We start from the raw sequence: 20110 nt of genomic DNA on the forward strand, positions 1-20110 counted from the left end.
CCCCTCGATGGACGACCCGTCCGGTAGTACCTGCGCCGCCTCGCTTCCGCTTCCCGGAAGGCAGGCGGCACTGTGATCACCGCCTGGCTGCTGTTGCTCGCCGCCCTGCTCCTGATCCTCGCCAACGGTCTCTTCGTGGCCGCCGAGTTCGCCTTCGTGACCGCCGACCGCGGCGAGGTGGAACGTTCCGCCGGGACCGGCGATGCCAAGTCCCGCCGGGTTTCCCGGGCCCTGCGGCACCTCTCCTTCGAGCTCTCCGGCGCCCAGCTGGGCATCACCGTCACCTCGCTGGTGGTCGGCATGCTCGCCGAGCCGGCCCTGTCCACCCTGCTCCAGCCCGTGATGTCGGGCATCGGGGTGCCCGACTCGGCCGCCCGAGGCGTCGCCGTGGTGGTCGGCATGGTGCTGGCCACCGTCGTGCAGATGGTGATCGGCGAGCTGGTCCCGAAGAACTGGGCGATCTCCCGCCCGCTCCAGGTGGCCCGCGCGGTCGCCGCTCCGCACATGGCCTTCTCCTTCGTCTGCCGCCCGCTGATCAGCTTCCTGAACGGCACCGCCGACCGTACGGTCCGGGCCTTCGGCATCGAGCCGCAGGAGGAGCTGGAGCACGCCCGCACCCCGGCGGAGCTGGTCTCGCTGGCCCGGCACTCGGCCAAGGCCGGCGCGATAGACGAGGAGTCGGCGACCCTGTTCGTCCGCACCCTCGGCCTGGGCGACCTCACCGCTGAGTCGGTGATGACCCCGCGGATCGACGTCGCCGCCCTCCAGCGCGACGCCACCGCCTCGGACGTCATCAACCTGACCCGGGCCACCGGCCTGTCCCGCTTCCCGGTCTACGCCGACACCGTGGACGAGGTCACCGGCATCGTGACGCTCAAGGACGCCCTCGCCGTCCCGGCCGCCCGCCGCGGCCTGGTCCGGGTCGCCGAGCTGGCCTCGCCGCCGCTGCTGGTGCCCGAGACGCTGCCCGCCGAGCGGCTGCTCGACCGGCTGCGCCGCCTCCAGCCGATGGCCATCGTGGTCGACGAGTACGGCGGCACCGCCGGCGTCGTCACCGTCGAGGACATCGTCGAGGAGATCGTCGGCGAGGTGCAGGACGAGCACGACCCGGCCGACCACCCGGACCTGCTCCCGCTGCCGGCCGTCGACGGCCTGCCCGCGTGGGAGGCCGACGGCCGAGCCCGGCTCGACCAGCTGGAGGCGATCGGCCTGAACGCGCCGGACGGCCCGTACGAGACCCTGGCCGGGCTGGTCTCCGACCTGCTCGGCAAGCTGCCCGCGGTGGGCGAGCGGGCCGAACTGCCCGGTTGGCGGCTCACCGTTACCGGCGTCGACCGGCACCGCACCAGCCAGGTCCGGGTGGAGCGCACCAGCGCGCCCGGCCTGTTCGGCGAGGGCGGGGAGGACGTCCGATGACCGTGCTCCAGCTCGTCGTCGCCGTGCTGCTGCTGCTCGGCAACGCCTTCTTCGTCGGCGCCGAGTTCGCCGTCGTCTCGGTGCGCCGCAGCCAGATCGAGCCGCTCGCCGAGGCCGGGCACAAGCGCGCCCGGACGGTGCTGCACGCGCTGTCCAACGTCTCCGCGATGCTGGCCGCCGCCCAACTCGGCATCACGGTCTGCTCGCTGGGCCTCGGTGCGCTCGCCGAGCCGACCATCGCCGCCCTCCTGGAGGGCCCGTTCCACGCGATCGGCGTCCCGTCCGGCCTGATGCACCCGCTCTCGTACGGGATCTCGCTCGCCCTGGTGGTCTTCCTCCACATGGTCTTCGGCGAGATGGTGCCGAAGAACATGGCGATGGCCGGCCCGGAGCGCGCCGCGCTCCTGCTCGGCCCGCCGCTGGACCGGCTGGCCCGCTGGCTCGCCCCGGTGATCCGGGTGCTCAACGCGCTCGCCAACGGCGTGCTGCGGCTGTTCCGGGTCGAGGCCAAGGACGAGGTCGAGTCGGTCTTCACCACCGAGCAGCTGATGTACCTGCTGGTCGACTCCCGGGACGCCGGCCTGCTCGACGAGGACCGCCAGGAACGCCTGGAGGACGCCCTGGAGCTGGGCCGCCGCCCGGTCACCGACGTGCTGCTCCGCCCCGAGCAGCTGGTCACCGTGGACCCGAAGGCGACCGCCGCCGAGGTCGAGGAACTCGCCCTGCGCACCGGGTTCTCGCGCTTCCCGGTCTCCGACGGCGACCCGGCCGGACACGGCTACCTGGGGTATCTCCACCTCAAGGACATCCTCGACGTGGACGACCCGTCGGCGCCCGTCCCGGCCCGGCTGTGGCGGCCGATCACGGTGCTGCGCGGCAGCCTCCCGCTGGACGATGCCCTCGGCGCGATGCGCCGGGCCACCTGCCACCTGGCCGCCGTGCTGGACCAGGACGGCCGGACGGTCGGCGTGGTCATGCTGGAGGACGTGCTGGAGGAACTGGTCGGCGAGATGCACGACCCGGACCACCGCACCACGGCCTGACCGGCCCCCGTTCGCCGACGGCGATTCTGCCCACAGCAGCCAACGGTTCCCATGCCGGCCACCCGCACCGCAGGGTGGTCGGCATGAGACTGCTGCTGCTGGGCGGAACGAAGTTCGTCGGACGGGCCGTCGCCGAGGAGGCGCTGGCCAGGGGCTGGGAGGTGACGGCCCTCAACCGCGGTACACAGCCCGCGCCCGAGGGCGTCCGGGTGCTGCACGGGGACCGCACCGCCGTGGACGGCCTCGCGGTGCTCGGTACGGGGGAGTGGGACGCGGTGGTGGACACCTGGTCCTGGGCCCCGGCCGCGGTGCGCGACAGCGCCCGACGGCTGAACGGCCGGGTCGGCCACTACGCGTACGTCTCCAGCCGCTCGGTGTACGACCACCCACTGCGCGCCGGGGCGGACGAGACGGCGCCGGTGGTGCCCGCCTCGCCCGACGCCACCGGCGAGGTCGGTTACGCCGAGGCCAAGCGCGGCGCCGAGCTGGCCCTGGAGCAGGAGTACGGCGGGCGCGCCCTGCTGATCCGGGCCGGGCTGATCCTCGGCCCGTACGAGGACATCGGCCGACTGCCCTGGTGGTTGAACCGGATCGCCCGCGGCGGCCCGGTGCTCGCCCCCGGTCCGCGCGACCTGCCGCTGCAGTACATCGACGTCCGCGACCTCGCCGGCTGGACCCTGGACGCGGTGGCGGCCCGGCTGAGCGGCCCGTACAACGTGGTCAGCCCGGCCGGCCACACCACCATGGGCGGCCTGCTGGAGTCCTGCGTGCGGACCACCGGCTCGGACGCCGAACTGCGCTGGACCGACCCGGAGCGGATCGTGGCGGCTGGCGTGCAGCCGTGGACGGAGCTGCCGATCTGGCTGGCGCCCGGTGAGCTCTACGACTTCCTGCACGGCGCCTCGGTGGCCCGCGCTGTCGACGCCGGGCTGCGCTGCCGTCCGGTCGCCGAGACGGTCGAGTCCACCTGGGCCTGGCTGCGGTCGATCGGTGGCGAGGCCCCGCAGCGCGCGGACCGGCCGAACGTCGGGCTCGACCCCGAGCGGGAGGCGCGGCTGCTCGACGGGTGAGCCCCGGCGGGGAGCCGGTCGTCAGCCCCGGCCGTCCATCAGCCCGTGCGGTGGACCAGACCGGGCGGTGGACCAGACCGGGCGGTGGATCGGCTCCGGCCGTCGATCAGCCCCGGTGGTGGATCAGCCCCGACCGTCGATCAGCTCCCCGTACGCCTGCACCAGGTCCGGCAGTCGCAGCGTCGCCAGGTCCTCCCGGCCAGGCGGTTGGCGCAGCAGGGAGAGTCTCAAGTCCCGGTAGGCGCAGGACTTCTCGTACAGGGTGCGGATGAACCGCCCGTTGCCCAGCTCGTCGATCCAGCCCTCGCGCACCACGTGGGTGCAGATGCTGGCCAGCTCCTCGGCGGCGTCCTCGTCCCAGCCGTCGCCGTCCCGGCCGGCCAGCGCCGCGCCGATCGCGGTCAGCTCGTTCGGCCGGTAGCTGGGGAAGTCGACCCGGGTGGTGAAGCGGGAGTTGAGGCCGGGGTTGGTGGCGAGCAGACGGTTCATCCCCTCGGGGTAGCCGGCCAAGATCACCACCAGCCGGTCCCGGTTGTCCTCGGCCCGCTTGAGCAGCACCTGGAGCGCCTCGTCGCCGTACGCGTCGCCCTTGGTGTAGCCGGAGTTGGAGAGGCTGTACGCCTCGTCGATGAACAGCACGCCGTCCAGCGCGGAGTCGATCAGGTCGTTCGCCTTGACCGCGGTCTGGCCGAGGAACTCACCCACCAGGTCGGCACGTTGGGCCTCCACCAGGTGGTCGCCGGAGAGCAGGCCGAGGGCGTGGAAGACCCGGCCGAGGATCCGCGCCACGGTGGTCTTGCCGGTGCCGGAGGGGCCGGAGAAGACGAAATGCCGCTTCGGCGGCTGGACCGGCAGGCCCTGTTCGGCCCGCAGTCGGGACATGCTCAACTGTGCGGAGAGAGCCCGTACTTGGCGCTTGACCGGCTCCAGGCCGACCATCAGTGAGAGTTCGGCCAGGGCCGCGTCCAACTCCCGTTCGTTGCCCGCGATCCGGGGCGCCGGAGGGGGAGCGGACCGGGGCTGCGCCTCACCGCGTGCCGGCAGCGGGGAGGGCGCGGCGGGACCGGCCGGGGCGCTCGCCCCGCCGGTCCGCTCGCCGGCTGCCTGCGGGGCGTTGCCCGCCAGGGCGGTGTCCGGCTCGGGCGCGGCGAGCGGGCCGTCCACCAGCGTGGCGTCCACCGAGGGCCCGCCGCCGGCCGGGGTACCGCCGGTGCCGAACTCGGCCTCGTAGAGCGGGCTTTCGGCATACCCGGGATCGTCCTGGAAGGCCGGCTCGGCGCCCGGTCCGCTGCCGTCCGGTCCCGCGCTGTCGAGTCCCGTGCCGTCGAGCCCGCCGTTGTCGAACCCACCGCCGTCCAGGCCGCCCGAGCGCCCGTCGGCGAGCAGCCCGTCCGCGAGCGAGTCCTCCGCCGAGATCGCCGCCAGCCGGGCCGAGGTGTCCATGAACGCCGGATCCGCCCGGTGCACCGCCCGGTACAGCGGCAGCGCCGCCGCGCTGCGCCCCGAGCCCTCGTACGCCCGGGCCAGCCAGTAGCGCAGCTCCTTGCGCTGCGGCTGCTCGGAGCGGCAGCGGGCCAGCGAGGCCGCCAGCGGGGCCTGGGCCTGGGCGCACATGTCCAGCCGCACCCGGGCCATGCCCGCGAAGAGCCCGGCCTCGATGCCGAGCAGGGGGTCGTCCAGCAGTCGGTCGGTGTCCCGGATCAGCTGCTCCCAGTCCTTGAGCAGGTAGGACCGGCAGGCGTACAGGAACTGCGCGGACGGGTCCTCACTGGGCGCCGGGCACTGCTCCAAAGCCCGGTCCAGCTCGGCCAGGTGGCGGCCGTCCAGCCAGTGCGAGGCGTGCGCCAGCGCGAGGTCGCGGGTGTCCTCCAGCACCGGCTGCACCCACCAGCCCAGCCAGTACCAGGAACTGAGCGGGCGCCGGTGCAGCCGCCGTTGCTCGCCGAAGCGGTTCTGGTTACGGTACATGGCCAGCAGTGCCGCCGAGGTGTCGCTGCGCAGTGCGTGCAGGCCGAGCCAGGCGTCGGCCATGCCCGGGTCGAGCCGGACGGCCGCCCGGAACTCCTCCTCGGCCCGGGCGTAGGCGCCCGCCGTGTAGGCGTCCATGGCACGCTGCCAGGCCCGGTCGGCGAGTCGGTCCGGACCGCCGGCCGTGCTGTCGGAACTGTCCACCGTCGTCACTCACGCCCCCCGCGGTGTGGCCCGGGGCTCGGCCGGCGGATCGTCTGTGCGCAGCCGGGCCGGTGGTCGTCGAGCCCCCGGGGCGCATATGCGCCTACCGGGAATCGTACCGGCGCGGGGCTGATCCGGAAGGGTGCCGTACAGGGTCAAATGCGATCGTGCACACGGCGGTTGAGCGGTCGGATGGCCGAAAAACCGCTGGCCCGGCAGGCCGGGGGAGAGGACCGGACGGCGCCCCCGGCTCACGGGGGAACAAGCCGGGGACGCCGGGTCCGAGGCGGCCGGAGCGGTGGGTTCCGGCAGCTGAGGAGAACCTAGATCCTGGTGATGTCGCAGGTCAAGGGCCTAGTTGAAGTTTCACCGACGGTGCTCGGCGCGATCCGTCCGGTCACCCCGTCGACCCTCGTCGCGGCGTGCGGACGGCTCGGGTCGGCGGCGAAGTGCGCCGCCTCCGCGCGGGCCCAACCCGCCCAGAACCCGGCGAGTTCCGGCCCGTCCCGCTCCTCGCCCCGCCGCCGGGCCGCGGCCGCGTCCAACTCCATCCAGATCACCCGGGCCAGCCACGGCCGGACCTCCCGGCGTCCCGCGCCGACCCCCTCCACCAGCACCACCGGCGCGGCCGGCACCCGGGCGGTGCCCGCGAAGCGGCGCAGCGTCCAGTCGTACACCCGGTGCTCGGCGTCCCGGCCGGCCGCCAGCGGTTCCAGCACCTGCTCGCGCAGCCGCCCGGTCCAGCCGAAGAGCTCGGCGTGGGTGGCCAGGTCGTCGAGGTGGATCACCGGCGCCCCGCCGAGCGCCGCCGCCAGCCGCCCGGTGAAGGTCGTCTTGCCGGAGCCGGCGTGCCCGTCCACCGCGACCAGCCGCACCGGCCCGCAGGAGGGCGGCAGCGCGCGCAGCTCCGCGGCCAGCCGGGCGAGCGCCCCGGCGGTGTCGGCCGCACCGATGGCCACCGTCGAGCCGTCGCCGGTCGCGCCGGGGTCCGCCGAGTCGTCGCCGGTCGCGCCGAGGTCGGTCGGCGGATCGGCGGGAGCGGGCGGACAGAGGGAGTGAGCGGTTCCGGATGCAGCCACATCGTCAACCCTACGGTGCCGTAGCCCACCACTGCGGACAGTTGATCTGTGCAGGTCGTGACGGCAGCGCGGGTTTGGGGCATACTCGCCTTCGCCACGCCTGTGAACGGCCGTTCACCGCAACCCGGTGCCGGTCGGGCCGACCTGCCACACCGCGCCGGACCACCCGCCACCCCGGGCCGGCGCCCGATCGAGGAGGCGACCCTCGCCATGACCCCGTCCCCCGTGAAAGCCGTGGACCGCCAGCTGCCCAGCGAGGAGGCCCGCGAGCTGCTGAGCCTCACCCGGGACCTGGTCCAGCGCGAGATGCAGCCGCGCGCGGCGGAGGACGAGGCGGCCGACCGCTTCCCCCGGGAGGTCTTCCGGACCCTCGGCGAGGCCGGCCTGCTGTCCCTCCCGTACGGCGAGGAGTACGGCGGCGGCGAGCAGCCCTACGAGGTGTACCTCCAGGTGCTGGAGGAGTTGGCGGCCGGCTGGCTGGCCGTCGGCCTCGGCGTGAGCGTGCACACCCTGTCCTGTCACGCGCTGGCCACCTTCGGCAGCGAGGAGCAGCGCCGCACGTGGCTGCCCGGCATGCTCTCCGGCGAGCAGCTCGGCGCCTACTGCCTCTCCGAGCCGCAGTCCGGCTCCGACGCGGCGGCCCTGCGCACCCGTGCCGACCTCGACGGCGACGAGTACGTCGTGAACGGCACCAAGGCGTGGATCACCCACGGCGGGCAGGCCGACTTCTACAGCGCGCTGGTGCGCACCGGCGCCGACGGCCCGAAGGGCATCAGCTGCCTGTTGGTTCCCGGTACCCAGCAGGGCCTGTCGGCCGCGCCGCCGGAGCACAAGATGGGCATGCGCTCCTCCCCGACCGCCCAGCTGCACTTCGACGGCGCCCGGGTGGCCCGCGAGCGGCTGGTCGGCGAGGAGGGCCAGGGCTTCCAGATCGCGCTCGCCGCACTGGACTCCGGCCGCCTCGGCATCGCCGCCTGCGCGATCGGGGTCGCCCAGGCCGCGCTCGACCTCGCGGTCGACTACGCGCGCACCCGGCGCCAGTTCGGCCGCCCGATCGCCGACTTCCAGGGCCTGTCCTTCATGCTCGCCGACATGGCCACCCAGATCGAGGCCGGCCGGGCGCTGTACCTCGCCGCCGCGCGGCTGAAGGACGCGGGCCGTCCGTTCTCCAAGGAGGCGGCGATGGCCAAGCTGTTCTGCACCGACACGGCGATGCGGGTGACCACCGACGCCGTCCAGGTGCTCGGCGGCTACGGCTACACCCAGGACTTCCCGGCCGAGCGCTACATGCGCGAGGCCAAGGTGCTGCAGATCGTCGAGGGCACCAATCAGATCCAGCGCCTGGTGATCGGCCGCCACCTCACCAAGGGCTGAGCCGGGGCCGGACGGAGGGCCGTGGCCCTCCCCGATACGGCCTCCGGCCGTCGCTCCAGGGTGCGGAGCGGCGGTCGGAGGCGACTTCCTGGCGGAACGTCAACTCACCGGCAGATCCGGGGAGTCAGCGACGCACGAGCCGCCGACGCTGCTCCGGGATGGTGGCCAGCGGCACGGTCGCGACGATCGGCCGCACGGTCTTCACCGGGGCGGCGACGCCGACCGCCGTGCCGCGCACCGGGCGGTGCACCAGCGCGTGCGAGAACGGCTGGGTGCGCCAGTCGAGTTCGCTCGGGAGCTTGAACAGCGCGCCGAACCCGGTCGGTTCGTCGTCCTCCGGGCTCTCCACCTCGGCCAGGTCGTCGGTGAGGGTGCCCGAGCCGGGGCAGATCGCGGGGGAGAAGGGGTTCCAGGCGGTGGGCAGCAGCGCGTGCTGCGGCAGCCGCTCCTCGTCCGCCACCAGGGCGATCGGGCGACGGCACTCGGGGCAGTGGACCCGGAAGATGTCCCAGCCCTCGGTCTCGCCCGGGTCGCCGCCCGGCACGTGGTCCACCGCGAGGTCCTCGCGGCCGGTCGGATCGTCGGTCTCGTCGGCGGCCAGCACGCGCTGGTCAGTAGCAGGCATGAGGATCCCCCTAGGATCGGGCCCGGCGTGGTCGCTCAGGGCCACAACCAGCACTTCCCTGCCATCCGGGCTCATAATCCTGCGGAGTTGTGCACCGTGATGCACCGGGTGTGTCCTTGGCCACACCGGCTGCCACATTCACCCGGCACATGCCCGCCTGACACCTGCCGTCCCACTGTGATCCGCCCGCTCGCCTCCGTGCGCTCTTGACCCGGCGCCGACGGTCGCCCTCCTCGCCCGCCCTCGGGCAGGAGGGGCTCACCCTCCGGTGTTCGTCCCTCGTTCGTCCCTCGCTTGTCGCTTGTCGCTTGTCGCTCGTCGCTCGTCGCCTTCGACGCCGGCGCGCCCTTCGGCTCGGGGCGGGTGCGCAACCGCCGTGCGCCCCGGTGTCCCCGACCCGGTAGGTTTGCGCACTGTGGAGGATCTCGACCAACGCATCGTCCAGCTGCTCCTAGAGGACGGCCGGATGAGCTACACGGACCTGGGCAAGGCCACCGGCCTGTCCACCTCGGCGGTGCACCAGCGGGTGCGCCGCCTCGAGCAGCGCGGGGTGATCCGCGGCTACACCGCGATCATCGACCCCGACGCCGTCGACCTGGCGCTGACCGCGTTCATCTCGGTCAAGCCCTTCGACCCCAGCGCCCCCGACGACACCCCGGACCGCCTGGCCGGCCTGCCCGAGATCGAGGCCTGTCACAGCGTCGCCGGCGACGAGAACTACATCCTCAAGGTGCGGGTCGGCGCCCCCGGCGACCTGGAGGACCTACTGGCCCGCATCCGCAGCGCCGCCGGAGTCTCCACCCGCACCACCGTCGTGCTCTCCACCCCGTACGAGGCCCGGCCGCCGAAGCTCTGAAGGTCGAGCCGGACTCCGCGGAGCGAAAAGCAAGGTGCAGACTTAGCCGCATGACCGAACGCACCTCCCGGACCGTCCTGCTGCGCGGCGGCGCCGTCTACAGCCCCGCCGACCCCTTCGCCACCGCGATGCTCGTGGAGGGCGGGCACATCGCCTGGGTCGGCAGTGACGGCGCCGCCGAGGCGTACGCCGCGACGGCGGACGAGATCGTCGAGCTGGACGGCGCCCTGGTCACCCCCGCCTTCGTGGACGCCCATGTGCACGCCACCGCCACCGGGCTGGCGCTCACCGGCCTCGACCTCACCGGCAGCCCTTCGCTGGCCGCCGCCCTGGCCGCGGTCACCGCCTTCGTCGAGGCCCGGCCCGAGGACGGCGGGGTGCTGATCGGCCACGGCTGGGACGAGACCGGCTGGCCCGAGGGCCGTCCGCCCACGCTCGCCGAACTCGACGAGGCCGCCCGCGGCGCCGCGCTCTACCTCTCCCGCACCGACGTCCACTCCGCGCTCGCCACCACCGTGCTGCGCACCCTCACCGAGGGCCTCAGCGAGCGGCCCGGCCACGACGCCGAGGGCCCGCTCACCAAGGACGCCCACCACGCCGTCCGGCAGACCGCCCTCGCCCGGCTGACCCCCGAGCAGCGCCGCCGGGCCCAGCGCGCCACCCTGGCCCGCGCGGCCGAACTGGGCATCGGCGCCCTGCACGAGTGCGCCGGTCCGGAGATCTCCTCGGCGGCCGACCTGACCGCCCTGCTGGCCCTGGCCGCCGACGGCGATGGCCCCGAAGTGTACGGCTACTGGGGCGAGTTGGGCGGCGTCGAGACCGCCCGCCGGCTCGGCGCGGTGGGCGCCGGCGGCGACCTCTTCGTGGACGGTGCGCTCGGCTCGCACACCGCCTGCCTGCACGCCCCCTACACCGACGCCGAACACACCGGCACCGCCTACCTGACGGCCGAGCAGGTCGCCGACCACGTCGCCGCCTGCACCGAGGCCGGGCTGCAGGCCGGCTTCCACGCCATCGGCGACGCCGCCCTCGCGGCCGTGATCGAGGGCGTGCGCACGGCCGGCGAGCGGGTCGGCGCCGCCCGGGTCAAGGCACTGCGCCACCGCGTCGAGCACGCCGAGGCCCTGGACGACAAGGCCATCGCCGCCTTCGCCGAGCTCGGCCTGACCGCCTCCGTCCAGCCCGCCTTCGACGCCGCCTGGGGCGGCCCGGACGGCATGTACGTGCAGCGCCTGGGCGCCGAGCGGGCCGCCGTCCTCAACCCGTACGCCGCGCTGCTGCGGGCCGGTGTCCCGCTGGCCTTCGGCTCGGACGCCCCGGTCACCCCGCTCGACCCCTGGGGCACCGTCCGCGCCGCGGCCTTCCACCGGACGCTCGAACACCGGATCTCGGTCCGCGCCGCGTTCACCGCCCACACCCGCGGCGGCTGGCGCGCGATCGGCCGCGACCACGACGGCGTGCTGGTGCCCGGCGCGATCGCCAACTACGCGGTCTGGGCCGCCGACGAGCTGGTCGTCCAGGCCCCCGACTCCCGGGTGGCCGGCTGGTCCACCGACCCGCGCTCCGGCACCCCCGGCCTGCCCGACCTCACCCCCGGCCACGAGCTGCCGGTCTGCCTGCGCACCGTGGTCCGCGGTCGCACAGTGTACGAGCGGCAAACCGGATGAGCGGCGGGCGGCTGCCCCGTAGGGTGCCGACCATGACCGGACTGGTACCCGCCGACTTCACCGTCCCGCGCGAGCTGCTCGCCCCGGAGTTCCGCCTGGAGCCCCTGGGCGAGCAGCACAACGCCTCCGACCACGCCGCCTGGACGGGCAGCATCGAGCACATCCGCGCCACCCCCGGCTGGGCCGGCCGCGGCTGGCCGCCCGTCGACGGGATGTCGCTCGAGGACAACCTCGCCGACCTGCGCCGCCACGCCGCCGACTTCGAGGCCCGTCGCGGCTTCACCTACACCGTCCTGGAGCCGGACCGGGACGAGGTGATCGGCTGCGTCTACATCCACCCGGACCGCGAGGACCCGTCGGCGGTCTCGGTCAGCTCCTGGGTCCGCGCCGACCGCGCCGCACTGGACGCCCCGCTCCACCGCGCGGTCTCCGCCTGGCTCACCGACCACTGGCCGCTGGGGCGCCTCCGCTACTCCGAGCGCTGAGCCGGAACCGGAACCGGAACCGGACGGGAGGGGGAGGAGAGGGGAGGGGCGGGGCCGGAGAGGCGGGGGCGGAGGGCCCTACCACCCTGACCTCACGCGACCCCGGCCTTCCGGGGTACCTTCTTCGCACAGCGTCCGAACAGCAAGCCCCAGGAAGATGGTGCGCCGGTGGCCATTCCCGTCACCCAGGAGCGGTCCGGGACCGCTCCCGAGCCACAGGACCCGGCCCCCGCCCCCGGCCGCGTCGCCCGCGCGCTCGCCAAGGTCCGGGCCGGGTTGCCGCGCACCGGTCTGGCCGCGCTGGCCGGCCTGCTGCTGGCCCTCGCCTTCCCCCCGTACGACCTGTGGCCGCTGTCCCTGCTCGGCGTCGCCGCGCTCTCGCTGCTCACCCGCGGCCGCACCTTCCGTCAGGGCGCCTGGACGGGCTTCGCCTTCGGCTTCCCGTTCTTCCTGATGCTGCTCAGCTGGCTGAGGGTGGTCGGCTGGGACGCGACCGTCGGCCTGTCGGTGATCGAGGCGCTGTTCCTGGCCCTGCTCGGCGGAGCGCTGGCGCTCACCTCCCGGCTGCCGGGCTGGCCGCTCTGGGCGGCGGCCCTGTGGGTCACCCAGGAGTGGGCGCGCGACCGGCTGCCGCTCGGCGGCTTCCCCTGGGGCCGGCTGGCCTTCGCCAACACCGCCACCCCGTACACCCCGCTGGCCGCGCTCGGCGGCGCCCCGCTGGTGACCTTCGCGGTCGCACTCTCCGGCACGCTGCTGGCCTGGGCCGCGCTGCGCGTGCGCGGTCCCGGCCGGGCCCCGAGGGCGGCCGCGCTGGCGGCGCTGGGCGCGGTGGCCGCGTTGCTGGCCGGCTACCTCGTCCCGGTCCCCACGGCCGCGGCCGACACCGTGAAGGTCGCCATCGTCCAGGGCAACGTGCCCAACCCGGGGATGGACTTCCTCGGCCGCCCGATGATGGTGCTCAACAACCACGCCTCGGCCACCGAGCGGCTCGCCGCCGACGTCCAGGCCGGCAAGGTGCCCAGGCCCGACGTGGTGATCTGGCCGGAGAACTCCTCCGACCTCGACCCGTTCAGCGACCCGCTGGCCCGCCAGCGCATCGACGAGGCGGTCAAGGCCGTCGGGGTGCCCACCCTGGTCGGCACCCTGGTGGACGGCCCGGACGCCCAGCACGTCCAGAACGAGGGCATCGTCTGGGACCCGGTCACCGGCCCGGGCGCCTCCTACACCAAGCAGCACCCCGTCCCGTTCGGCGAGTACGTGCCGTTCCGCTCCCAGCTGATGAAGGTGATCACCCGCCTCCAGCGGGTCGCCCGCGACTTCTACCCCGGCGACCACAACGGCGTGATGCAGCTCGGCCCGGCGCGGATCGGCGACGTCATCTGCTTCGAGGTGGCCTACGACGAGATCGTCCGGGACACCGTGGACAGCGGCGCCCGCGTCCTGGTGGTCCAGACCAACAACGCGACCTACGCCAAGACCGGCCAGCCCGAGCAGCAGCTCGCGATGAGCCGGCTGCGCGCCGTCGAGCACGGCCGGGCCGTCCTGATCGCCGCCACCAGCGGCATCAGCGCGGTGATCGCCCCGGACGGCACCGTGGAGCAGCGCACCGCGGAGCTGACCCCGGCCGAGCTGTCCGCCACCGTCCCGCTGCGCGACGGCACCACGGTCGCCGACCGGGTCGGCGCCGCCCCGGAGTGGACGCTGGCCGTCGGAGGCCTGGTGGCCTGCGCCGCCGCCGTGCTGCTCGGCCGTCGCCGGAAGTCCGCGGACGGAACACCGGCCGCCGGGGAATCGTTGGACCAGGTGGTGCCGTAGCCGGCCCGGACCTCCCGTGCGGCGCGCAGAGCACCGCTTGGAGTGGATTCGTACCGTGACCCAGCAAGCTACCCCGACCCGTCCGGTCCCGCGCAGCAGGCTCCGCCGGGTGCTGCCGCTGCTGATCACCGCCTGGCTGGTGCTGGAGATCTGGCTGCTGGTCCTGGTGGGCTCCTGGCTGGGCGGGCTCGTCGTCCTGCTGCTGCTCATCGCCGGCGGGTTGATCGGCGGTTCGCTGATCAAGCGGGCCGGGCTGAGGGCGCTGTCGGCGGCGATCGAGCAGAGCAAGAACCCGCAGTCCCAGCAGCCGCAGACCGGTACCAGCCTGACCGTGCTGGCCGGACTGCTGCTGATCATCCCCGGTTTCCTGTCCGACCTGGTCGCCCTGACCCTGCTGTTCCCGCCCACCAGGGCGCTGTGGCGGGCGGGCGGCCGCCGGGTCGCGGACAAGGCGATGCGCAGCACCACCACGATCGGCACCGACCCGTTCGCTGACGCGATGCGGCTGCAGGAGCAGCTGCGTATCCACCGCCCGGACGGCAAGGTCATCCAGGGCCAGGTGGTGGACCCGGAGAGCGGCCCGCGGGGCCCGCAGGGTCCGGACACCGGCTACCGCCCGCCGATCGACGGCTGACCGGGCAAGCCCTGTCCGGGACCCGGAGGCCGCAGACACACCGGCTGGAGGCCGCGGACACACCTGTGGGCCGCCCGGAGAACCGGGCGGCCCACAGTCGTACCGCGCCCCGCCCGGCCACGGCCGGGCGGACAACGCGAAAGGGACCCTGGTGACCAGGGCCCCTTTTCGCGTCCTCCCGCTCGCGGCGGGAGCGAAGTGGGTCAGGCGCTCTTACGGGTGTCCCGCGGGTGCACCGCGAGATTCATCCCGCCGGAGCGGAGCACGGCCAGCCGTTCGGCCAGCACCTCCTCCAGCTCCTCGCGCGTCCGGCGCTCCATCAGCATGTCCCAATGGGTGCGCGTGGGCTTGGCCTTCTTCTCCTCCGGCTCGTCACCGTCGAGAAGAGCCGCTTCCTGGCCGCAGAAGCGGCATTCCCAGGTCGCGGGGATCTCCGCCTCGACCGAGAAAGGAACCTCGAATCGGTGTCCGTTCTGACATGCGTACTCGACGGTCTGGCGGGGAGCCAGATCGATACCACGGTCGGTCTCGTAGCTAGTGGCCCCGAGTCGCGTGCCGCGGAGAGCTCGCTCGCTCATGAATCGTGCCTCCCGGGCTTATGGCCCACAGGACTAGTGGTCGCTGTTCTTCGTCGTTCGGTCAACGCTCGGCTTCCGACGAAGATTCCCGTCCCGGGACATGCGTCGTCTGTCGTGCCGCCCCTGTTTGTACCCACCGTCGCCCGATTTGTCACATCTGGCCGGTGATATCACCCCAGGTGTCACCTATTTCACATCTGGTGATCGTGCGGACTTTCTGTGACGAGCGTACCCGGAGGGGATTCCGGGGCGGTCGCCGCCCCCGCTTCCCGGGCGGTCAGGAGATCGGTCGGGAACGGATCATCGGCTCGCCCTTGCCGAGGTCGACCGGGTGGGCGGGCGGGGCGTCCGCCGGGACGACCGGCGGGCGGTCCGGTCGGGGAGGGGCCTCGGAGGCCGGCTCGGTCCGACTGTCCCGGTGCGGCAGCAGGGCGATCACCGCGTCCCGCAGCTGGGCCGGGGCGTCCTCGTCCAGCGGGTCGACGGTGGCGGGCACCTGGAGCCGGACCGGGGTGCCGTTGCCGATCCGGGCGTAGCCGCGGCCGACCGGGGCGTGCGCGGCGGGCACGATGTCCAGTGGCGCGCCGAGCGCGGCGCGGCCCTCCTCGGGCCCGGCGGGGCCGAGCAGCACCCGGGCCCGGGTGGTGGACCGGACGGTCGGGGTGATCCGGTCCCGGGCCTCGACGTCGTCGGCGATCACCACGGTGACCCGGGCGGCCCGGCCGTGCCGCAGCGGCAGCTCCAGCAGTTCCTGGGGATCCGGGCGCCCCTCGGCGTGGGCGAGCTCGCCCAGCTCGGTGGGGTGGTCCAGCAGCAGCCACAGCGGCCGGGTGAGGTCCTCGGGCAGCGCGGTGCCGGTGTGCCGGGCGGCGTTCAGTGCGGCGAGCCGGCGCTCTGTCTCCTGGGCGGCCCACTCCAGTGCCGCCAGCGCGCCGTGCAGGCTGGTCTCCACGGTGTGCACGCCGGGCCGGTTGACCAGGCAGGCGTGCTCGCCCGTCCCGGCGCCGTCGATCACCACCAGGTCGCCGTACGGGAGGGCCTGGAGCGCGATCGAGCGGATCAGGCTGGAGGTGCCGTAGCCGGCGACGCCGAGCGCCAGCAGGTGGGGCTCGGAGGAGCGCGGTCCGGTGCGCCAGATCACCGGGGGCTGCTGGGCGGTGGTGCCGCCCTGGTGGACCGGGATGGTGCGGGCGGTGCCGTCCTCGTCGGTGAAGCCGAGCACGATCTCGCCCGGGGCGGCGACGAAGCGCTGGGCGGCGATGTCGGTGGCCAGCGGGGCCAGCGCGGTGATCCGCAGTCGGTTGGACTCCTCGTCCCAGTCGAAGCGGTACTCCCGGGCGCGTCCGGCCTTGCCCTGGACGACCTGCTCGATCCGGGCCCGGGCGGTGGGCTCGGTGTCGGTGAAGTACGCCGGGTAGCTCAGCTCCAGCCGGGACAGCCGGCCCTCGCCGTCGAACTCCCAGGAGCTGAAGGCGCTCTTGTAACTGCCGTCGAAGTGGTACAGCGGGTTGGCGTCCTCGGGTCCGCACAGGTACGGCGTCAGCGCCGAGTAGAGGGCGCCGAGTTTGACGTCGGCGACGTCGGGCGCGGGTGGGGCGGGCGCCGCCTTGGGGGCCCGGCCGGCCCAGGCGGCGCTGGCCATCAGGCCGACCAGGGCGAACAGCAGGCCGTGCGGCAGCAAGTAGATGCCGACCAGCACGGCGGCGGACAGGAACAGCGTCGGGCCGCGGCGCTCCTTCGGGGTGGCCTGCCAGCGGTCCTTGGCCCAGCCGGCGTGGTGGCGCAGCCCGCGGCCGATCACGTTGAGCGGGGCGAACATGTCGGTGGCGTGGTCCCCGGCGGTTCGGGCGATCTCGCGGCCCTTGCTGAGATGGCGGTGGATCGGCATTCCGTGACTCCCCGGAACGAGTGGGACGGGTGGGGTGAGGGGGGACTGCTCGTGGTACGACGGGGCCCGGGGCGGTGGGATCCGCGCCCGGGCCGGTGGGGGAGTGGCGCCGCCTAGAAGCGGATGCCGCCGAGCAGGCTCGCCAGGCTGGCGCCGCCCGCGGTGATGCTCGGGGCGATCGAGGAACCGGCGACGTAGAAGCCGAACAGGGCGCAGACGATGGCGTGCGAGACCTTCAGTCCGTCCCTGCGGAAGAACAGAAAGGCGATGGTGCCGAACAGGACGATGCCGGAAATCGAGAGGATCACTTCTGCTCCTCGGGGAGGGGGACGGGGGACAGTGTTACTTAAAGTGTCATAATCGTGACAAAAAGTAATAGATGACGGAACGGCGCAAATGGGTGGTTCTATCGCCCGATGCCGCTCCCGAAGCCGGACGGCGGTATGCGAACCGGCCGGGGGCGGGGGCTTCTGGCCGCATGGCTGCCGCGTGGAAGCCGCGTGGAATCGGTGCGCGAGGCATTCCCGGGGGGTGGGTGGGAAGTTTCCGGGGGGCCCGGGAAGTTCGCCCGGATGGCGGCGCACCCGTGAGGCCGCACGTCGTACCGCGCCTGCATCGGCACCTGCACACGCACCGGCGCGGCCGCCGTCCGGAATCCGGACGCCTGCTGGCCCCGGGTCGGCGCCGGCCGCTACGGTGCGGTACGCACCGGCCCCCGCCGTCCCGCCGGAACGACCCATAGGAAAGGCAGCCCGACATGACCGATGCCCCCGACGCCGAGGTGATCGCGCTCGCCGGGAAGCTCTTCGACGCCGCCCGCGCCGGAGAGACCGCCACCCTGGTCACCGCCCTGGACGCGGGCGTCTCGGCGGACCTCACCAACGGCAGCGGCGACACCCTGGTGATGCTGGCCGCGTACCACGGCCACGCCGCCACCGTCGAAGCCCTGCTCCAGCGCGGCGCCGACCCGAACCGCGCCAACGACAAGGGCCAGACCCCGCTGGCCGGAGCCGTCTTCAAGGGCGGCACGGAGGTCGTCGAGGCCCTGCTGGTCGGCGGTGCCGACCCGAAGGCCGGGGTGCCGTCCGCCGTCGACGCCGCGGCGATGTTCGGCAAGGCCGAGCTGCTCGCCCGGTTCGAGGGCCGCTGAACCGGCGTCGTAGGCTCTTCCGTCATGGAGAGCACCACCACCACCCGGGTCGCCGGCACCGTCGAGTTCCGCGTCACCGGGTACGCCCACCCCGACGCGCAGGCCCTGTCGGCGGAGGTGCAGCAGGAGTACGTCCGGCGCTACGGCGACCCGGACGAGACCGTGCTGCACCCCGAGGACTTCGAGGCGCCGGTCGGCCTGTTCCTGATCGCCTACCTGGACGGCCGCCCGGTCGCCTGCGGCGGCTGGCGGGCCAAGCAGGCCGGTCCGGACGGCCTGCGCGACGGTGACGCCGAGCTGAAGCGGATGTTCGTCATCCCCGACGCCCGCGGCCGGGGCCTGGCCCGGGCGGTGCTGCACCGGCTGGAGCAGGCCGCGGTCGAGGCCGGCCGCACCCGCCTCATCCTGGAGACCGGCACCGAGCAGCCCGAGGCCGTCGCGCTGTACGGCTCCGAGGGCTACGCCGCGATCCGCAAGTTCGGCATCTACAAGGACCACCCGCAGAGCATCTGCCTCGGCAAGGAACTCCCGGCGGCGGTCTGAGCACTCGCCGCCCCGGGTAGACACCCGGGGTGAATCACCGAGCACCCGAGGCGGAGCGCCTCCCCGCCCTGGCCGCGCCCGGCGGGGAACTGGACCGGCTGGTCCGGGACGGCGCCCACGACGTCGGCCTGGGCGCCGTCTGGGCCGTCGGCGACGCCGGCGGCACGCTCGGCGGCGGCAGCCACGGCACCCTCGGGCAGGGCCCGTACGCGCGGCTGCGGCCGGGGCCGGACACCCTGTACGACCTCGCCAGCCTCACCAAGATCGTGGCGCTCTGGCCCTGCGCCGGGGTGCTGTGGCAGTCCGGCCGGCTGCCGCTGGACGAACCGCTCGGCCGCTGCTGGCCGCCCGCCGCCGGGCACCCGGTCGGCGTGGTGACGGTTCGTCAACTCCTCGCCCACACCGCCGGGATGCTGCCGTACACCCGTTTCGAGCAGCTCTACGGGCGGGAGCCGGCCGCGATCCGGGCCGGGGTGGTCGCCGCCCCGCTGCACCGGGCGCCGGGGGCCGCCGTCGAGTACACCGACCGTGCCGCCGTGCTGCTCACCTACCTGGTCGAGGACCTCGGAGGTGCGCCGCTGGGCGGACTCGCCGCCCGCTGGGTCTGGCGGCCGCTCGGGATGACCGACACCCGGTACGGGCCGCTCGGCGGCGCGGACCTGGCCCGGACGGCCCCCACCGAGTACCACGAGCCGACCGGCGCCCACCTGCGCGGCGTCGTGCACGACCCGTCCGCCCGGCTGCTCGGCGGCGTCTCCGGCAACGCCGGCGCCTTCTCCACCGCCCGCGACCTCGCCCGCTTCCTCACCGCCCTGCTGGCCCCGCCGCCCCGACTCCCCTGGGGCGAACCGTGGATCACCGAATCGCTGCGGGAGCAGACCGGCGGTCTGGCCCCCGCGCGCGGCCTGTCCTGGCTGTACGCCGCCGGCACCGAGCCGGCCGAGGGCACCTTCGTCCACTACGGCTTCACCGGCACCGGCATCTGGGTCTCCCCCCGGCTCGGTCGCTGGGCCCTGCTGCTCACCAACCAGGTGCACCACAGCAGGGTCACCCAGGGGCTCACCGATCTGCGCAACGCCCTCCGGCGAGCGGTCTTCGGCTGACCGGGACCGGCACCCGATCGGGTGGATTAGGTACGAACCACCTTTCGCGCGGCGGTGATTGCGGCAGAGTGGCCGCGACGGGGAACAGCCGGCGAAGGAGGCGCGATGACGGAGACCTGGGCACTCTCGGAGGAGGAGTGGCTCTCCGGGATAGTGCGCGCCTACGTCGGGTGCAGCGTGCTGCTCACCGGCGAGGACGGCAAGGTCCTGTTGCTGAAGGCGACTTACCGCGACCAGTGGCAGTTCCCCGGCGGCGGGATGGACCCGGGGGAGGGGCCCGCCGAGTGCGCGGCCCGCGAACTGCGCGAGGAGACCGGGCTGTTGGCGGGCGAGCTGCGGCTGCTGGTGGTGGAGTGGCGGGAGGCGATCCCGGACCAGGGCCGGCACGCCCACCCCGCCGTGCACTTCATGTTCGACGGTGGCGAGCTCGAACCGGGCACGGCGGTCCGGCTGCAGGCCGAGGAGATCGCCGGCTACGGCTACTTCACCCCCGCCCGGGCGGCCGCCCTGCTGCACCCCTGCGCGGCACGCCGGCTCACCGGGGCCCTGGAGGCCCGGCGGACCGGCGCCGTCACCCTGCTGCACTCGGCGGGGTACGTGGGGTGAGCCCGC

The 20110-nt window shown here is 74.1% G+C and carries 19 protein-coding genes; 13 read left to right on the forward strand and 6 right to left on the reverse strand.

Annotation, left to right across the window (positions count from 1 at the left end; genetic code table 11):
- The first annotated feature begins 72 nt into the window (after positions 1 to 72).
- From ACZ7BZ_RS22790 to ACZ7BZ_RS22800, 3 genes are all read left to right on the forward strand, one after another.
- Entirely contained in the window at positions 73 to 1416 is a 1344-nt protein-coding gene (locus ACZ7BZ_RS22790) for a hemolysin family protein (RefSeq protein WP_470359884.1), read from the forward strand.
- Entirely contained in the window at positions 1413 to 2459 is a 1047-nt protein-coding gene (locus ACZ7BZ_RS22795) for a hemolysin family protein (RefSeq protein WP_470359885.1), read from the forward strand. The genes ACZ7BZ_RS22790 and ACZ7BZ_RS22795 overlap by 4 nt, the downstream gene beginning before the upstream one ends.
- Before the next feature lie 83 nt (positions 2460 to 2542).
- Positions 2543 to 3529 carry an NAD-dependent epimerase/dehydratase family protein gene (locus ACZ7BZ_RS22800; protein WP_470359886.1) on the forward strand — a complete coding sequence of 329 codons (987 nt, stop codon included), beginning with the start codon at positions 2543 to 2545 and terminating at the stop codon, positions 3527 to 3529.
- A gap of 123 nt (positions 3530 to 3652) precedes the next feature.
- Here the strand turns inward: ACZ7BZ_RS22800 and ACZ7BZ_RS22805 are convergent, their stop codons facing one another.
- Entirely contained in the window at positions 3653 to 5635 is a 1983-nt protein-coding gene (locus ACZ7BZ_RS22805; RefSeq protein ID WP_470359976.1) for an AAA family ATPase, read from the reverse strand.
- A 389-nt stretch (positions 5636 to 6024) separates the two neighbouring features.
- Positions 6025 to 6654 (reverse strand): uridine kinase family protein, encoded by a 630-nt coding sequence (locus ACZ7BZ_RS22810; protein ID WP_470359977.1) that lies wholly within the window; start codon positions 6652 to 6654, stop codon positions 6025 to 6027.
- Between the two features lie 336 nt (positions 6655 to 6990).
- On the opposite strand from ACZ7BZ_RS22810, the gene ACZ7BZ_RS22815 reads away from it, so the two are divergent.
- Positions 6991 to 8154 (forward strand): acyl-CoA dehydrogenase family protein, encoded by a 1164-nt coding sequence (locus tag ACZ7BZ_RS22815; RefSeq protein WP_470359887.1) that lies wholly within the window; start codon positions 6991 to 6993, stop codon positions 8152 to 8154.
- 124 nt (positions 8155 to 8278) lie between these two features.
- On the opposite strand, the gene ACZ7BZ_RS22820 is transcribed toward ACZ7BZ_RS22815, so the two are convergent.
- Positions 8279 to 8779, reverse strand: a complete 501-nt coding sequence (locus ACZ7BZ_RS22820; protein ID WP_470359888.1) for a hypothetical protein — start codon at positions 8777 to 8779, stop codon at positions 8279 to 8281.
- Between the two features lie 415 nt (positions 8780 to 9194).
- On the opposite strand from ACZ7BZ_RS22820, the gene ACZ7BZ_RS22825 reads away from it, so the two are divergent.
- The 5 genes from ACZ7BZ_RS22825 (at position 9195) to fxsA (ending at position 14236) form a co-directional block, all read left to right on the forward strand.
- Positions 9195 to 9635, forward strand: a complete 441-nt coding sequence (locus tag ACZ7BZ_RS22825; RefSeq protein ID WP_030058365.1) for an Lrp/AsnC family transcriptional regulator — start codon at positions 9195 to 9197, stop codon at positions 9633 to 9635.
- A gap of 50 nt (positions 9636 to 9685) precedes the next feature.
- A complete protein-coding gene (locus ACZ7BZ_RS22830; RefSeq protein WP_470359889.1) occupies positions 9686 to 11302 on the forward strand; it encodes an amidohydrolase in 1617 nt (538 codons plus the stop codon).
- Positions 11303 to 11334: 32 nt separating this feature from the next.
- Entirely contained in the window at positions 11335 to 11787 is a 453-nt protein-coding gene (locus tag ACZ7BZ_RS22835) for a GNAT family N-acetyltransferase (protein ID WP_470359890.1), read from the forward strand.
- 174 nt (positions 11788 to 11961) lie between these two features.
- Positions 11962 to 13602: an apolipoprotein N-acyltransferase gene (gene lnt / locus ACZ7BZ_RS22840; RefSeq protein WP_470359978.1), complete on the forward strand. Its 1641-nt coding sequence runs from the start codon at positions 11962 to 11964 to the stop codon at positions 13600 to 13602.
- Between the two features lie 55 nt (positions 13603 to 13657).
- Positions 13658 to 14236 carry an FxsA family membrane protein gene (gene fxsA, locus ACZ7BZ_RS22845; protein WP_470359891.1) on the forward strand — a complete coding sequence of 193 codons (579 nt, stop codon included), beginning with the start codon at positions 13658 to 13660 and terminating at the stop codon, positions 14234 to 14236.
- Positions 14237 to 14439: 203 nt separating this feature from the next.
- Here the strand turns inward: fxsA and ACZ7BZ_RS22850 are convergent, their stop codons facing one another.
- The 3 genes from ACZ7BZ_RS22850 to ACZ7BZ_RS22860 all read right to left on the reverse strand — a co-directional run bounded on the left by ACZ7BZ_RS22850 (position 14440) and on the right by ACZ7BZ_RS22860 (position 17010).
- Positions 14440 to 14814 (reverse strand): RNA polymerase-binding protein RbpA, encoded by a 375-nt coding sequence (locus tag ACZ7BZ_RS22850; RefSeq protein WP_380457589.1) that lies wholly within the window; start codon positions 14812 to 14814, stop codon positions 14440 to 14442.
- A gap of 277 nt (positions 14815 to 15091) precedes the next feature.
- Complete coding sequence (locus ACZ7BZ_RS22855; RefSeq protein ID WP_470359892.1) at positions 15092 to 16702, reverse strand: hypothetical protein; 1611 nt, start codon at positions 16700 to 16702, stop codon at positions 15092 to 15094.
- A 113-nt stretch (positions 16703 to 16815) separates the two neighbouring features.
- Positions 16816 to 17010, reverse strand: coding sequence for a hypothetical protein (locus ACZ7BZ_RS22860; protein WP_097238968.1), 195 nt, complete (start codon positions 17008 to 17010; stop codon positions 16816 to 16818).
- A gap of 449 nt (positions 17011 to 17459) precedes the next feature.
- Here ACZ7BZ_RS22860 and ACZ7BZ_RS22865 point away from each other — a divergent pair, with 449 nt between their 5' ends.
- From ACZ7BZ_RS22865 to ACZ7BZ_RS22880, 4 genes are all read left to right on the forward strand, one after another.
- Positions 17460 to 17852 (forward strand): ankyrin repeat domain-containing protein, encoded by a 393-nt coding sequence (locus ACZ7BZ_RS22865; protein ID WP_470359893.1) that lies wholly within the window; start codon positions 17460 to 17462, stop codon positions 17850 to 17852.
- A 24-nt stretch (positions 17853 to 17876) separates the two neighbouring features.
- Positions 17877 to 18395, forward strand: coding sequence for a GNAT family N-acetyltransferase (locus tag ACZ7BZ_RS22870; protein ID WP_470359894.1), 519 nt, complete (start codon positions 17877 to 17879; stop codon positions 18393 to 18395).
- A gap of 29 nt (positions 18396 to 18424) precedes the next feature.
- Positions 18425 to 19498 (forward strand): serine hydrolase domain-containing protein, encoded by a 1074-nt coding sequence (locus ACZ7BZ_RS22875; protein ID WP_470359895.1) that lies wholly within the window; start codon positions 18425 to 18427, stop codon positions 19496 to 19498.
- Between the two features lie 105 nt (positions 19499 to 19603).
- On the forward strand, positions 19604 to 20104 hold the full coding sequence (locus tag ACZ7BZ_RS22880) for an NUDIX domain-containing protein (protein ID WP_470359896.1): 501 nt from the start codon (positions 19604 to 19606) through the stop codon (positions 20102 to 20104).
- Positions 20105 to 20110 lie beyond the last annotated feature (6 nt).

This window comes from Kitasatospora sp. NPDC036934 (genome assembly GCF_055608425.1).